Source organism: Azospirillum sp. FG154, from assembly GCF_057809575.1.
Window position 1 is genome coordinate 265,031 of the sequence record NZ_JBMDKF010000004.1, and the last position, 14,946, is coordinate 279,976.

A 14,946-nucleotide genomic window follows, 5' to 3' on the forward strand; every position below is an offset into this window, starting at 1 on the left:
CTCCCATGCAGGCCAAAGACATCGACGCGCTGTTGACGCGCTTCGCCCAGACCACGCCCGGCAAGACGCCGAACCCCCGCGTCAAGGCGATCGTCGACCGCATCGTGCGCGATCTTTTCCACACCATGAGCGCGTTCGACGTCACCCCCGACGAGTTTTGGGCGGCGTGCAACTATCTGACCGAACTGGGCAAAAGCAACGAAGCGGGCTTGCTGGCGCCGGGTCTGGGCTTTGAGCATTTCCTTGACCTGCTGATCGAGGAGCGCGAAGCCGCCGCCGGTCTGAACGAACACGGCACGCCGCGCACCATCGAAGGCCCGCTGCATGTGGTCGGCGCCCCCGTATATGACGGCGCGCATGAGGGCGAGGCCCGGATCGACGACGGCCTGGACGTCGAATCCGAACCGCTGTTCATGTCCGGCGTCGTGCGCGACGGAACCGGCAAGCCGATCCCCCACGCGGTGGTCGAGGTCTGGCACGCGGATTCCAAGGGGAATTACTCGATCTTCGACAGCGCGCAGACCCCCTTCAACAACCGAGGCACGATCCACACCGGCGCGGACGGGCGTTACGCCTTCCGCTCGATCATGCCGTCGGGCTACGCCTGCCCGCCGGGCAGCCGCACGCTGCTGCTGCTGGATCTGTTGGGCCGTCATGGCGCGCGCCCCGCGCACATCCATTTCTTCGTCAGCGCGCCGGGCTACCGCAAACTGACGACGCAGATCAACATCCAGGGCGATCCGCTGATCGACGATGATTTCGCCTTCGCCACCCGCGACGGCTTGGTTCCCGACGTCCGCCATGTCAGCGATCCGGCGGCGTTGGAGGCCCGTGGGGTGGATCGCCCCTTCGCCGAAATCACCTTCGATTTCCGCCTCGTCGAAGCCCGCGACGGCTTGCCGACCGATCTGGTCGAACGCCCCCGCGTTTCCGCCTGACCCGTTTCAACTGACCTCCGCGCGGAAGCCGTCGAATACGCCACCCTCGCGTCGGGCGACGGATCCAACGACAGACGCTGGCTCGAACCCATCGGAAATGTTCCACCAGCGCAGGCCAAGCAACGTTATCATGCCGACCGTGAGGCCATGCGCGTCGCCGCGTGGCCTCACGAACTACAGCCGCCAACAAACCCGGCGCCGTTCACCATGCAACCCTCCCCGCCGCCCAGGAGCATGCGAGCCATGGAATTGCGCCATCTGCGTTACTTCCGAATGGTGGCGACGGAGCGCAACTTCACCCGCGCCGCCGACCGCCTGCACATCGCCCAACCACCGCTGAGCCGCCAAATCCGCCAGCTTGAGGAAGAACTCGGCGCGGAGCTGCTGGTGCGGGGATCTCGCCCCTTGGAGTTGACCGAAGCGGGCCGATTGCTGTTTGAACACGCGGTGCAGGTGCTCGACCGGGTCGATGAAATTCATGTGGGGCTGCGGACGCTGGGCGGCTCGCGCCGCACCTCCTACCCCATCGGCTTCGTCGGCTCGACCATCTACGGCTCCTTGCCTCGGGCGGTGCGCCGGTTCCGCGCGACGCGGCCCGATCTGGACGTGCGGCTGATTGAAATGACCACGCTGGAGCAATTGCCGGCGCTGCACGACCGCCGCATCGCCGTCGGTTTCGGTCGGCTGTCCTTTCAGGAACCCGGCATCCAACAGCGCGTGCTGCGCCACGAACCGTTGGTCGTCGCGGTGTCCTGCGATTCCCCCCTGGCGCAAGAGATTGGGCCGGTGTCCATGGCCGCCCTGACCCGGGAACCCCTGTTGATCTACCCGCGCAAGCCAAGGCCCAGCTACGCCGATCAAGTGCTGGCGATGTTCCGCGACCTTGATCTGCTGCCAAGCGCCGTGATCGAAGCGGGGGAGTTGCAAACCGCGCTGGGGTTGGTCGCCTGCGGCGTCGGCCTGTGCCTTGTGCCGAAACCGGCGTCCGGTTCGCGCGCCGACCTGATCTATCGCCCCATCGCCGAACCGCAAGTCACCTCGCCGATGATCGTCAGCACCCGCGCCGGGGACGACAACGAAGCGACCAACGCCCTGCTCGCCATGCTGACCGAGTAGAGCCACAAGCGCTCCGCCGCGAGCGCGTCGGCCAAGATCAAGCGCTCTGTCTGATGTTTGGGCAGACTGCCTGTTTTATAAACTTGCGGCCGACGCAAACCGTCTTTGAAATTCCCGATTGCTTTCACCGCCACACGCCACGGAAGATTGGTTGCAACGTAGCCTTTTTGCGAAAACAGAAAAATGGCATCTATATTTGAAAAACTAGAAATATTTACAGATCATTCCGTAGAAATGAATAATGCATAGTCTTCTGAATTGGGTCAGAGATTTAACATTCATCCAGTTTACTAATAATACGCCGACGAACCTTCACGTTCAAGGCTTCGGGCAAACTTCCAGACAAGGCAAGCCTGGAAGTCCGCCGAAAAACAGCCGCTTGGGATGACGACCACTTGCGAAAAGCCATCACTCAGGCGGACAACGGAATTTCAAGCGATTGCCCTGCCGGTAGGGAGACGGCTCCACAATGGGTTTGCCCCCGGTCACGAGGTCAGCGGCGAGCTGGCCGGCGGCGGGGGCGGTGCCGAAGCCATGGCCTGAGAAGCCGCTGGCCACGATCAGGCCGGGAATCGTCGGAACATGATCGATCACCGGCAGGGAATCCGGGGTGATGTCCATCGTGCCGCCCCAGACCTGTTCGATCTTGGCGGCGGCGAAGACGGGCCAGGCGGCCCGGACATTGTCCATCGCTTCAGCGTTGACGCCATGGTTCACGCGCGGATCCATGGTCCGCACCTTTTCAAAGGGGGTCGCGCTGGAAGCGCTCCATCGGCGCGCCAAGCTCAAATCCTCAAAGAACTCTTTGCCGAAGCTGATGCGCAACTGACTCCGCCCTTCCCGGAACATCGGCAGATACCGCATGCCCAGCAGCGCGTGATCGAGGACCAGAGGAGAACCGACGGCCCCGCGCTGGCAGATGGTGAAGCCGCCGTCCGCGCGCTTGCGGAAGGAGAAATCCGGCCCGCCGACCGCGATCTCCGTCGGGCCGTCCATCGGCGCGGTGCGGATCGCGTAGCATTCCAGCGGCAGGGTGGGAAGGAAGACGCCCAGGTTGCCGAGAAAGCGGCGCGACCACAGGCCGCCCGCGAGCACCACCTGCTCGCAAGCGATTTCCCCCTTTTCCGTCACCACGCCGCTCACCGTGCCGCCGGACAGGGACAGCGTGCGGACGGCGCAGTTTTCCAGGATGACGGCCCCCTTCGCCATGGCGGCCCGGGCGATGGCGCTGGAGGCGAGGGTGGGTTCGGCGCGACCGTCGGACGGGGTGTAAACGCCCCCCACCCAGCGCCCGGCTCCGCCCGGAACGAGCTGGTCGATCTCTTTGGGCGTGACGAGCCGGGAGTCCAGCGACAGGGCTTGCGTCGCTTTCATCCAGCGGCGGTGAACGTCAAGCTCGGCTTCGGTTCTGGAGAGGAACATGATCCCCGCCTGCCGATAGCCCACATCCTCTCCGACGCGCGCGGCCATGCCGCTCCAGAGGCGATCCGATTCCAGGGCCATCGGCAGATCGGCGGGGGAGCGGGACGTCTTGCGCACCCAGCCGAGATTGCGGGACGATTGTTCCCCCGCCAACCGCCCCTTTTCCAGCACCACAACCGGAACGCCGCGTTCGATCAGGCTGAGCGCCGTCATCAGGCCGACGATGCCGCCGCCAATCACGACGACGGTCGTGGATTTGGGCATGACCTGGGATGTCTGAACGGGGGAGATGACCGGGGCCATGGCGTGTGTCCTTGATGAGGGTGGGGCGGGAGGCGGGGGAGAGCGGTCAAAGCGACAGGGTGACGCGCTCCACGTCCGCTTGGCCGCCGCCTCGGTAGGCCGTGACCTCGATCTCCACCTTGTAGACGGTGGATCCCAGGGGCGGGCATGTGACCGTCGTGGTGGGATCGACGTTGCGGAATTTTTCACCGAAGATGCCCATGACCGTCGGCGTGTCTTCGGGATTCTGAATGAACACCCGGGTCGAAATCACGTCGGCCAGGCTGGAGTTCACCGCCTTGAGCGCGCGTTCGATGTTGTCGAACACCTGGTGGGTTTGCGCAATCGTGTCTGCGGGGATCTCCTTGGTTTCCGGGTTGCGACCGGCCGTGTTGGACACGAAGATCCACTCGTCAACCATGACGATGCGCGAGTAGCTGCTGATCTCTTCCAGCTTCGCGCCGGTTTTAAGCTTGACGATTTTCGCCATTTTGACTGTCTTTCCATGACCAGGGACAGACGGGTTGGGCCGTCTGGGAACGGGAAGGGCGCGCGCCTTCGGGGATCAGCGCAGAACCGGGGTGTCCCAAAGATTCAATGTGACGCCAATGCCTTTGGCGACGGCGTTCCGATAAACAACCGTGCCCCACGCCACATCTTCGACGGGCATGCCCCCGACGGACAGGATGATGATCTCCGCGTCATTCCGGCGTCCCGGCTTGTCGCCAGCGCAGATCGCGCCAAGGTCTTCCAGGTCGTCACGGGTCATTTTGCCTTCATGGATCATGTCCATGAAGCGTACGCCAATCACCGGAACATGGACGTGCGCGGGCTTGGGCAGCTCCTCGAACCACGCCTCATAGAGGCCGATGTTGTCCATCACCTTGCGGACGTCGGCCTGTTCCATGCCCGCGTCGATCTCGCAGGAGGCTGGCATCGACAGGAAGGCGCCGGGCTTGACCCAGGCCCGTTTCACGACCGGGTATTTGGAGACGTCGCCCGTCTCGCCGGACGCGCAGTAGGTCACGATGTCGGAATCGCGGACGATCTGTTCGATGTCATGGACGATCTCGATCGTGGTGATCTGCGGGTAGGTTTCCTTCGTCCAGTTGATGAAGCTGTCGAGGCTCTTTTGCCCGCGTCCCTGAACCTTCACCGTGTCGATCTTTGGACAGGTCGCCATGAAGGCGGCCAGAGAGGTTTTGGCCATGACGCCGGGACCATAAATCCCGACCACCTTGGAGTCCCTGCGGGCCAGATGCCGCGCGCCGACGCCGGGGACCGCGCCCGTCCGGTAGGCGGAGAGCAGGTTCGCCGACATGTGGGCCAGAGGCGCGCCGGTGTCGGCGTCGTTCAGCGTGAACATCAGGATCGAGCGCGGCAGGCCTTTTTCGCGGTTCGCGATGTTGGAGCCGTACCATTTCATGCCCGCAGTGCCGTATTTGCCCCCCAGATAGGCGGGCATCGCCATGAAGCGCCGGTCCGCCGTGGGCTTCGGCATGGTCGGAAACGGCGAGTTTTCCGGGAACACGACCATGGCGCCATGGGAATCGTTGTTCGCGCCCGCCATCCGGTAATCGCCGGTGTGAAGCAGGACAAACATATCCTCCATCGTGTCCACGCAGGCGGCCATGTCGGTCACGCCCGCTTTGACCATGTCCTGTTCCGAGAGATAGAGGAAATCGATCTTGGGCAGCTCACTCATCGCGATTGTCTTTCCTGATGGGATGGAATTGAGCGGAACCGCCGCGCCGAAAAGCGACGGGAGCGGGGACTCAAGAGGGTGCGCATTTCAGAAAATTGCCAAACACTGAAAACAGTTTTATTAATAACTCGCCTTTTCACCATTCATATCTTTAATAAAATACCCAACAATGTTCAGTAATTTTTAAATATTATATGGATAATTACATAGCGTAATCTGAGAGTGCTATGGTTTATCGATCTTTTTTCATGGCCTCGCGCCCATCGTTCTTCCTGGCGATCTGTTCAGCGTGGGTTCATTGCTGCCCTTGCCGACAGAGGAACCACCCAATCAACATTTGCGAAATGGCCTTAAACTGCTTGATCGAATCGGTCAAATTTTTGATATTTCAAGTCACATGCTGATTTTGTGTCGGTTTGCGGTCAATCGACGCCGCATCCTGCCTGTGGGGTGGGAACTCAGCGTTGTGGCGCCGCGCAGGACCGCAATCGGCGCGCCGTGACGGGGCGTTTGGGAGTTTCGGCTGGCCGCTGGCGTTCGACCGTCATGGCTGGGAGAACGCGCTTTGGATCGACCGTCGTCGTTTTGGCGCGGCGTGCGGAACGGGCCTGCGCGCCGCTCAAGAGGCTGCTGTCGGCTCTACGTCGTCCGTCGGCGGCGCGTTTTTCCGCTGCTTGCGGTACATTGACGGGGTCATGCCAAACCAACGGCGGCAGGCGCGGGTGAAGCAGGCGCCGTCCGCGTACCCAAGGACATGGGCGATTTCGGTTATCGAAAGATCGGAATCGACCAGATAATTTTCCGTCAGCGCGCGCCGCTTGTCCTGCTTGATGGATGAGAAACTGCCGCCGGACTTGCGCAGCGAGCGCTGCAACGTGCTCGCTGACAAACCCAGCGATTGCGCCGTCGCCATCATGTTGAAACAGCCGTCGCCGGGAAAATGGTCGGAGGCCATGCGGCGAACCTTGTCGTCCAGCGACCGCGTGGGGGCCGACCGTTCGCGGAGCATTCCCAGATAATGTTCGACAATGCCGTAGACCCGATGATCGCCCCCGTTGCCGGACAGCGCCAGATCGCCGACCGGAAAGATCAACTCGTTGGCCGGTTGGTTGAAATACAGCGGGGCTTTGAAAAAGGCGTTGTGGGTTTGCAGGTTGGCGGGCGCCGCATGCTCGAAATGCACCTCCAGCGGACGCCAGGCGGCGCCAGCCCGCGTGCGCATCATCTCCACCACGATGGCCAACGAGAATTCCGCATCGTGACGTCGGGGAAAAATCCTCTTGTCTTCAATGCGATAGCGGAAAACGGACGTGTCGCCGTCGCGCGTCATGCGGCAGGTCGTGCCCTGTTGCACCAACCAATTGTGGTCGATGAACCCCTTGAGCGCCGCGCCCAATGTGGGGGCGCTGGTGAACAGCAGACCGACCGGACCAAGGGTCAGGGGCGACAGATTGCGCGCGATGGACAAACCAAAATTGCTGTCCCCGACCGAGGCCGCCGCCGCCTCGAAAGCCGCCACATAGTGGCGCAGGGGAATGTCGCGGTAAGGGTCTCGCGGCGTCGCCTCCGACATGCCAAAACGGTCGAGCACCGTGTCAGGCGCGCAGCCGCGAGCCTTCAACGCGTCGATCAGGCTTTGCGTCACCATCGCCCAAATCTTGGGTTCCTCGCCAAGAGGCGCGTTCTTCGGCATCGTTCGGGTCCAGCGGAAGGCGTTGGACCTTGATTATCAAATTCAGAGACCCCGGCGTCACGGAAAACCTGCAAAACAGAGGGTCCGCAGGTTTTGGAGTTGCCCTGGAAAAGTGGAGAGCCTTCTGAGACGACAAGGCGGATCAGGAGGCCTCCATGAGCACACCCAAACAGCGGAAAGTTACGGAAGAGTTCAAGCGTGAGGCGGTGCGGTTGACCGAGACGAGCGGTCGGACTGTGGCGCAGGTGGCTGGTGATCTGGGGATCGGCAAGTCGACGCTGACGCGGTGAAAAACCCAATTCAAAGAGGCCGATGTTCTGTCTGGTCCTCATGATGACGTGCAAAAGGAACTGACGTGGCTTCGGCTTAAGAATAAAATTCTCCGTCAGGAACGGTATTTCTTAAAAAACGCGGCAGGCTTCTTCATTAAGGAAACAAGTCGATGATTTATGAAGCCATCGACGCGAAGAAGGCTGAAACACCCGAACATCGCGGCTGCCGTCTTCTAGGGTCAGCATGAGTGGATATTATGCTTGGAAGCGTCGCCAGCCCAGTCGTCGTTAGTATGACGGCATGATCTTGCTCGCTCATGTCCGAAACCATTTTTCTCTATCGCATGAAACCTACGGCTCCCCCCGAATACATGCTGAGTTGAAGGCTGACGGTGTGAGCGGCGGTCGCCATCGGATCGCCTGCCTGATGCGGGACAACGGCATGAAAGCGCTGCAAAAACGACGATACAAGAAGACGACCGACAGCGACCATGGCGGCCCGGTCGCGCCGAATGTTCTGGATCAGGATTTCAGCGCCGCCGCGCCAAATCAAAAATGGGGAGCCGACATTTCCTACATCTGGACCGCCGAAGGCTGGCTGTATCTCGCCATCGTGGTGGATCTGCATTCGCGCCGCATCATCGGTTGGGCCACGAGCGACCGAATGAAGAAAGATTTGGCGATAAGCGCGCTGCAAAGAGCCATCGCCTTGCGCCGTCCCCCGAAAGACGTTGTTCATCACTCGGATCGTGGGAGCCAATATTGCTCTGCGGATTATCAGAAAGTACTGAAGGATGGCGGCTTTGTCATATCAATGAGCGGAAAGGGAAATCGCCATTGGACGTTACATCGACGGGTTCTATAATCCTGTGCGGCGACATCCTCTTCGCCCACAACGACACCGGCAGCGACAACCCCTGGAACGAAAGCGTCTCGGTAGACGCAGACAGCCAGAGCCTCCACCTCAGGCCGACGGCAATGGCTTCGTGCGTGGGAGCCAACCGCGATGCGAAGCTCACCGTCGAAGGCGCCGCAGAGTTGTTCTGGGGAATGCTGATCCAATCCCTGCAAGGGTGATGTCAACCTCCCGACAGAAGGCGCGGCCACCATGCCGCATTCCCATCATCGGCACACCTCTACGTTGGCCGCAGGCGAGCACCTCATTCCGCCAATGACAAGGCGCCTTCCTCCTCGCCGGAAACGCCTTCCAATTCAATGGACAGCTCATCGCCTTCACCGGGAGGTTCACTCAGGTCGAACGGCCAAGACACGACGGGGAGTGCTGCGGCCGCGACGGCGAACACCCCAGTGCTGGCCCAGGCGGCGTGAGAGCCGACGACGTACATCACCTTTTTCGCCCGTGTGGCGGCGACATTCAGGATGTTCGGCGTCCCGCCCGCCCAGGTCCGCGATCCGCGGCTGGTCTCCGCCGAGGCCCCCAGGACCAGCAGCACGGCCTCCGCCTCCTTGCCCTGGAAGGTGTGGACCGTCCCGATGTGCGCCCTCCCCCAATCCTCCTTCGGCTTCTTTCCCTCGATGCCCAACTCGTCGAGGACGCCGCTCTTCAGCACGAAGCTCCTGAGCTTGTCCGCCACGGCCCGGAAGGGGGAAATGATGTACAGGCTGGGCTTCCGGATGCCCCGGACGCTCAACTTCCGCAGGAGATCGACGATTGCGTCGCCTTCCGCCTTGCTCCATTTCTCGGCGTTGGAGCGGACGTCGATCCAGGCGCTGCCGGCAAGCCACGGCGACAGGGCGTCGACGAGGGGGGACGCCGGATCTCCCGCCGCATGCACCATCAATCCGCCATAGGCGATCTCGTTCGAGATCGAGAACATCGGGTCCTGGCAGCGGCGGTGCACGAGAAGCGGAAGGCCGATCTCCCGGATATCGGCGCCAGCGCCCATGCGGGCCATCAGCGGACTGACGGCATCGGCGAGAGTCTGGGCCGACGCCCGCGGCGCCGCCCACAGGTCGGGGTGCGCCCCGTAGCTGGCGCAGACCGCCCGGACGAGCCCCGTGGGAACCTTCGACACTGGTTCGATCTGCAGCGGATCACCGATGATGAGCGCGCATTGCGACCGCCACACGGCGCCAACCGCCGCCTGCGGTGTCGCCTGACCGGCTTCGTCGACGATAAGCCAGCCAATCGCTCCCTCACCCACCCCGTCCATCAGCCGGTCTAACGAAGCGAAGGTCGTCGACACGAGCGGGACCATCAGGAAGAAGCTGTCCCACAGATCGCCAAGATGGGCATCGGCGCCGGACGGCGTGCGTTTGCCCTTGAGGTGATCCATCATCAGCCCGAGGTTCGACTTCATCGGTCCGGCGGCGGCGTCGATGAACGCGCGGTGCAGCCGCATCGCAGCGGCGAACATCTCATCCCGCGCTGCGGTAAAATCAGGGTCCGCCCAAGCGCTGGCGGTGTGAATGGCCTTGTGGGAACCGCTCCAGAACGACGGCCCGAGATGGGTGCCGGCGCAGACCTCCGGACAGCGGGCCTCCAGGTCACGCAACTGCGCCCATCGTTCCCGGCTGGCCGTCAGTACGGCCTCGGCCGCTCTTGCCCGCGCGTCCGCCGTCTCCATCCGGGTCCCAGCGGCAAACAGTTCGGTTCGGGCCGTCTCCTGGTCGGCCAGCATGCGCCGCAGAAGGTCCATCGCCCCCTCCTGCCGTTGCCGCCAGCGGGCATCCAGGCCCAGCCAGCGAAAAACAGGAACCGGCTGGAGGGCGGTGTTGCCGTCAAGCAGACGGCGCGCATCGGCGACGGCGGCGTCGAGCCGCGCCAGCGCCAGTTCCGCAGCGCGGCGGGTTTCCCGTGCCTTGTCCGCATCCTCGGCCGCGGCACGGTGCGCCGCATGGGCATCGTCCATGGCCTGCTGGACCGAGGCCGCCGTCCACAGCGCCGTGCGGATCTGCTCGCGCAACGCCTGCATGCCGGCGGCCAACGCCCGCTTCTCCCGGTAGTCAAGGCAAGCCTGCCGCCAGCGCTCCATGGCCGCCGCCTTGCTCTGCGGCGGCGCTTCGACCTCGACGATCGTCGGGGGCGGATCGCCCGCACGGTCGCGCTTCATCCGCCCGGTCACTGCGGCGAGATACTTTTCCAACCCCCAATCCGGATGCCACCAAGCATCCTCGACGAATTCCGTGCGGTTGGCCATGTTGCCGAGCACTGCGGCAATGAGCCCCCAGCAACTCCCCGCCTTGCCGTGAACGGCATCGGCGGTGCCGGGGAAATGGCGCACGGCGACATCCGGAGACACCGTTCCGGCGAGAGGCAATTCGGCGCTGACGTTCCGCACGGCGGCGTTGTTCGAGGAGGCGACCACGATGCCGCGCCTCCGCAACCCGGCGTCCAGCCTGTAAAGCGTCTGTCGGCGGCCACCTTCGGCGACAAGGTCGGCAGGCGAAAAGGCGGACGCCGGGTCTTTGAACCCGAGCAGCGCGTCGGCGCGGTCGAGGATCACGGCGGCGACGACGTCGCGCAGCAGCGTCGTCTTGCCCGTGCCGGGCGGCCCATTGATGGAGAGCATCCCGCCATCCGCCAGATCGCGCATGGCGGCGTTCACCGCCGCCTGCTGCAACGTCACCAGCTTGGCGGGTTTGGGAGTCGGCCAGCGGGCCAAGGGCAGCCGGCGCGGCGCCAGCAGATCCTCCAGCAGCGCCTTGTCGGCCAGCACGTCGCGGCGGTGCGGCGGCGGTCGGCTCCCGAGATAGGTTTTCAGCATCGGCCCACCTCCACCGGCCTGCACGACGGTGCGGATGCGATGCAGGTCGCGGAGGAAGAAGCTGTTGATGATGTCGACCGGTTCCTTCTCGCCGTCCCCGATGACGCGGATGGCGACCCGGGGTCGCTCGAGCACCTCCTTCGGCAGGTTCAGGCACCGCTCCAGCGCGGTCATACCGAGGACGAACCCGCGCCTGGTCGTCGGAATCTGGCAGCCGTCCTCGGCGCGTTCGATCAGCGCGTCACCGATCTCCCGGCACAGGTCGTCCTGGACGTCCAGATACCGGTGCAAGCCGGATATCCGACCGGCCAGAACCTCGCCGCAGGCCCAACCGAAACTGGACAGCAGCACCTTGGACGACGGGAAGCCCCGTTCATCGAAGGAAGCCAACGCCAGCACGGCGACCCCCGACGCCTGCTCCCGCTCCGGACCATCCGGCTCGACGTTCCTGACCAGCAGTTCGACCGCCGGCTTCACCTTGGCAAAGGCCACCGGCAGGTACCAGCGGATGGTCTCCTCGTCGGAGAGCTTCAACCCCACCCGGTCACCCGCCGGGCTGTCCCAGGGCATCTGGCCGGAGCTGACGTCGAACGGCAGCAGCAGGCGGGGCGGCGTCTTGCGGGGCTCGCCACGCTTCCGGCGCGGCGGCTCGTCGCTGATCAGGTCGTCCTGCTCCGGGAATGTCTGTGGCTGCAGCGCCTCCAGCGCCAGCCAGGCATTCAGCAGAGCAACCGGATTGGGCGTGGATGGCATGGAACAGAACCCAGTGTGACCCTATGACTGTCGGTGAACAGTATACGGCGTGGACGCTTGGCGATGCAGAACATCGCCGCGTGTTCGGGATGTTCACCGTGTCCGGCAGACTGCACTAGGGTCTCTAGGAATACAACTCCGGCCGCCTCCAGCGCCACGCCAACTCACGCAAACCGATCTGCTGTGGCCGGTCAGGCGTGAAGGCCTCATGCGCGGCGGACTGCACCGCGCCGCCGACCACGAAAATACAGTCAGCGCATGGCGTGGGGTCGGCATCAGCGCGTGGTGCTGCTATGTGTCGGTCGCCGGGTCTTAGCTCTTCATCTGCCCGAACACATTGGCCTGACGCGGCACGCCGCCGACCAGGATGCCGCTTTCGCCCCCCATGGCGAACAGCCGGTCACAGTAGACGACAAGGCCATGCCCCGAGCGCATCATGATTTCCACTCATCGGCGACGTGGAATGGACGGACGAGCAACCTAAAATCTCTGGTGGGCGCCACACTGGCCCTTGGCGCATAATCGGACCAAACCCGAAGCCCCCATGGCGTTCCGGAGCCCAGATTGGCCTCCATCAATATATTCATTGGTGCGCCTATAGAGCACGCATCCGAACGAGCGACCCTGGCACGCGCCGTTGAGTTCCTTTCAGCACAAGATATCCCGGCGGTTGTCCTGGCCAATGTGAATCTCAGCGGTCGGCAGATTGATCTCGTGATCGGTCTCAACCAAGGCGTCTTGGTCGTCGAATCGAAGGCACTCTCGTCGACCGTGCGCGGGAGCGAGAACGGCGACTGGCAGGTCCGTCTCACGTCCGGCCGGTGGAAAGATATTCCCAACGCCTATGCCCAGGCCCTGAATGAAAAGCTGGCGCTTCGGGATGCAATGGTGGCGTTTGCCGGAATCGATACTCCATATCCCGATGCCGCCCTGATATTTGTCCCGGCTATTCCGGCCTCTTCAGAAATTCCGACGGGTGACTTCAAGGTTTCTGTGGGCGGTCTTGATGATTTATCGGATCGGATTGCTTCCGTGAAGCGCTGCGGCTGGTCCATAGACCGGTGGCGTTGCTTTGCGGCTCATCATCGCTTTATCGCTGTTCCTTCAATCGATGCAGCCTTGATCCCTAAGTTACTTGACGCCGAACGGCTGCTCACGGCTTACGCCAAGGCGTTTACGCGCACTTATGGGCCGCCCGCTTCGGCGATGATCCCGCTGTCATGCGTGTGTGATGGCGAAACACTTTCCTCGGATACTGTGCTGGAACAAGCGGCGCGGGACGGCAATGCCTTGCTGACCGGCGAGTCAGGCTGCGGAAAGAGTCTTCTGTCTTATGCAATCGCCCTCGCTGCATTGGGCCATGGGGACGTGCCGATCGTCGTTCCGGCAAAGGACTTCGAGGGAAATTTGCGCGATGTGGCCAATCGCGAGGTGACGCTGCTCGACGCGCGATCGGCGGAGGCGGTGATATCCGCTGCGCGGCAGCTCGGTCGCGGCCTCGTACTCGTGATCGACGGATACAACGAGTGTACACCATCGGAGCGGCAGCGCCTCACACGAAGCATCGCAGCGGCGGTATGGCGATATGACGCCACTGCGGTGATATCGAGCAGGATAATGCTTGAACGCGATGACCTTTTGCCCGCACGTACCTACGCCGTGCAGGTGCCGGACATGAGAACTAAACGGGCAATTGCTCAGCAGGCCGCCGTCGGCGTGTCTATCGATGCGCTCTCGGAACTGCTCGGCAGTGTGGGCAGCGGCCTTGAAGCCCGCATGATCGGGCAGCTCGGGCGGCACCTGCCGGTCGGAACCAGTAAGTACGGCCTTTTCGATGCATATGTGCGCGAGCGGCTCGGCACAGTCGCCTCCGACGGCATCCGAGTCTTATCGCGGATCGCCAGGATGATGACAGAGCGCATTAGTTTCAGCCTGTCGGTTCGGGAGCTTGACCGGTTGTTGGATCGCGAGGGCATATCGGGCGTCCTGTTAAGCGCGCTTCAGAGCGCGAACATCCTGGACACGCGCGCTGACCGGGTGAGCTTCAGTCACGAGATGTTCCTGAACATATTTGCCGCCGAAGCCATCATCCGGCGTGCGGGCGACGATCCCGATGCAGTGGTCGCCGCGTTGCGCCTGCCGCAGCATCTCGAGATGAAGCCGTTCGTCCTGGGAGCGATCGACGACGATAGCTTTCGGCGCAGGGTGCTCTCCAATCTATCGGATGCACGGGTTATTCGAGCCTGCCTTGCCGGTCAGTGCGGACCTGACGCGCAGCTCTGGGCGAATATGCGGCGATTCCACACGAACTTGTGGCGGGGCGGCGCCTTGATGACGTGTTGAGCCTGATCGGCAAAATGGATGAACGGCTCGACGAAGAACGTAACAGATTGTTTGGTGAAGCGAGAGAAAAGAAGGTAGCCCTGCGCAGCGGCCTCTATGCAGTGAGTTACATATGGTGCGGAGAACCTAAGATCGCTCTCAGCCAGATCAGCAGCCCTCTTCATAGCGGTCACCTCTATAATGGGCCGAAGGTAGCGGCGAGCGCGAACCTGCTTGGGCGCTTGTGTTCTGAAACCCTGAGCCCGGGCCAAGTCGGTTTACTGGTCGAGTTGAACAAGTATTCCGACCGCGATGCTCACTCGCTCGGAACCGTATTGCCGAGCATCCTCAACCGCCTCTGGCAAAGAGCAGCACATCATTTGCGGCTAGGACTGATGCATGCGGCGGGCATGAGCGCCCACGCGCTCAACAAAGAAGAGCGTCGCGCGCGGACCTCAGACGAGGGTCGGCGCTGGTCGAAGCTGTGTGACTGGCTGGCGAGTCGCTGATCCAGACCCGCCGCTCTCCCCTCTCCGAAGCGGATTCCCCCGTCCACGCCTCGGCACTCTACGCCAGAGCCCTACGCCAAAGCGCGCGGGACTTTCCGCCCAAATGATTCCGATTTGATTCCGGCAGCGACCGGGATGAGGCCGATTCCGAACAGCAAAAAGCCCCTGAAAGCGGTTTGCTTTCAGGGGCTTTATGATTTGGTTGC

11 protein-coding genes and 1 pseudogene are annotated in these 14,946 nt (G+C 62.8%); 6 read left to right on the forward strand and 6 right to left on the reverse strand.

Annotated features, from left to right (window positions below; translation table 11 throughout):
- The first annotated feature begins 5 nt into the window (after positions 1-5).
- Positions 6-938, forward strand: coding sequence for a dioxygenase family protein (locus tag ACODS4_RS07185; RefSeq protein ID WP_488862136.1), 933 nt, complete (start codon positions 6-8; stop codon positions 936-938).
- 243 nt (positions 939-1,181) lie between these two features.
- Positions 1,182-2,054 (forward strand): LysR family transcriptional regulator, encoded by an 873-nt coding sequence (locus ACODS4_RS07190; protein WP_488862138.1) that lies wholly within the window; start codon positions 1,182-1,184, stop codon positions 2,052-2,054.
- A gap of 408 nt (positions 2,055-2,462) precedes the next feature.
- Here the strand turns inward: ACODS4_RS07190 and ACODS4_RS07195 are convergent, their stop codons facing one another.
- The 4 genes from ACODS4_RS07195 to qhpR form a co-directional block, all read right to left on the reverse strand.
- A complete protein-coding gene (locus ACODS4_RS07195; RefSeq protein WP_488862140.1) occupies positions 2,463-3,779 on the reverse strand; it encodes an NAD(P)/FAD-dependent oxidoreductase in 1,317 nt (438 codons plus the stop codon).
- Positions 3,780-3,825: 46 nt separating this feature from the next.
- Positions 3,826-4,248, reverse strand: a complete 423-nt coding sequence (locus tag ACODS4_RS07200) for a Rid family hydrolase (protein WP_488862142.1) — start codon at positions 4,246-4,248, stop codon at positions 3,826-3,828.
- Between the two features lie 75 nt (positions 4,249-4,323).
- Complete coding sequence (locus tag ACODS4_RS07205) at positions 4,324-5,463, reverse strand: ornithine cyclodeaminase family protein (protein WP_488862144.1); 1,140 nt, start codon at positions 5,461-5,463, stop codon at positions 4,324-4,326.
- Between the two features lie 619 nt (positions 5,464-6,082).
- Positions 6,083-7,156: an AraC-like transcriptional regulator QhpR gene (gene qhpR / locus ACODS4_RS07210; RefSeq protein WP_488862146.1), complete on the reverse strand. Its 1,074-nt coding sequence runs from the start codon at positions 7,154-7,156 to the stop codon at positions 6,083-6,085.
- Between the two features lie 155 nt (positions 7,157-7,311).
- On the opposite strand from qhpR, the pseudogene ACODS4_RS07215 reads away from it, so the two are divergent.
- Both ACODS4_RS07215 and ACODS4_RS07220 read left to right on the forward strand, forming a co-directional pair.
- Positions 7,312-8,309 (forward strand): annotated as a pseudogene (locus ACODS4_RS07215) (IS3 family transposase); the annotation flags it as partial.
- Positions 8,266-8,505: a hypothetical protein gene (locus tag ACODS4_RS07220; protein WP_488862159.1), complete on the forward strand. Its 240-nt coding sequence runs from the start codon at positions 8,266-8,268 to the stop codon at positions 8,503-8,505. The pseudogene ACODS4_RS07215 and the gene ACODS4_RS07220, both read left to right, overlap by 44 nt.
- An 83-nt stretch (positions 8,506-8,588) precedes the next feature.
- Here the strand turns inward: ACODS4_RS07220 and ACODS4_RS07225 are convergent, their stop codons facing one another.
- Both ACODS4_RS07225 and ACODS4_RS07230 read right to left on the reverse strand, forming a co-directional pair.
- Positions 8,589-11,909: a DEAD/DEAH box helicase gene (locus tag ACODS4_RS07225; RefSeq protein WP_488862148.1), complete on the reverse strand. Its 3,321-nt coding sequence runs from the start codon at positions 11,907-11,909 to the stop codon at positions 8,589-8,591.
- A gap of 312 nt (positions 11,910-12,221) precedes the next feature.
- Positions 12,222-12,347: a hypothetical protein gene (locus ACODS4_RS07230; protein ID WP_488862150.1), complete on the reverse strand. Its 126-nt coding sequence runs from the start codon at positions 12,345-12,347 to the stop codon at positions 12,222-12,224.
- Between the two features lie 126 nt (positions 12,348-12,473).
- Between ACODS4_RS07230 and ACODS4_RS07235 the strand changes: the two genes are divergently transcribed.
- Both ACODS4_RS07235 and ACODS4_RS07240 read left to right on the forward strand, forming a co-directional pair.
- Positions 12,474-14,252: an NERD domain-containing protein gene (locus ACODS4_RS07235; protein ID WP_488862152.1), complete on the forward strand. Its 1,779-nt coding sequence runs from the start codon at positions 12,474-12,476 to the stop codon at positions 14,250-14,252.
- Positions 14,249-14,740: a hypothetical protein gene (locus ACODS4_RS07240; RefSeq protein WP_488862154.1), complete on the forward strand. Its 492-nt coding sequence runs from the start codon at positions 14,249-14,251 to the stop codon at positions 14,738-14,740. The genes ACODS4_RS07235 and ACODS4_RS07240 overlap by 4 nt, the downstream gene beginning before the upstream one ends.
- Positions 14,741-14,946 lie beyond the last annotated feature (206 nt).

Bases quoted from the DNA above. Each gene is read 5' to 3' on its own strand.
- ACODS4_RS07205 (WP_488862144.1), bottom strand. From the start codon at position 5,463: ATGAGTGAGCTGCCCAAGATCGATTTCCTCTATCTCTCGGAACAGGAC.
- ACODS4_RS07230 (WP_488862150.1), bottom strand. From the start codon at position 12,347: ATGATGCGCTCGGGGCATGGCCTTGTCGTCTACTGTGACCGGCTGTTC.
- ACODS4_RS07200 (WP_488862142.1), bottom strand. From the start codon at position 4,248: ATGGCGAAAATCGTCAAGCTTAAAACCGGCGCGAAGCTGGAAGAGATC.
- ACODS4_RS07190 (WP_488862138.1), top strand. From the start codon at position 1,182: ATGGAATTGCGCCATCTGCGTTACTTCCGAATGGTGGCGACGGAGCGC.
- ACODS4_RS07195 (WP_488862140.1), bottom strand. From the start codon at position 3,779: ATGGCCCCGGTCATCTCCCCCGTTCAGACATCCCAGGTCATGCCCAAA.
- ACODS4_RS07185 (WP_488862136.1), top strand. From the start codon at position 6: ATGCAGGCCAAAGACATCGACGCGCTGTTGACGCGCTTCGCCCAGACC.
- ACODS4_RS07225 (WP_488862148.1), bottom strand. From the start codon at position 11,909: ATGCCATCCACGCCCAATCCGGTTGCTCTGCTGAATGCCTGGCTGGCG.
- qhpR (WP_488862146.1), bottom strand. From the start codon at position 7,156: ATGCCGAAGAACGCGCCTCTTGGCGAGGAACCCAAGATTTGGGCGATG.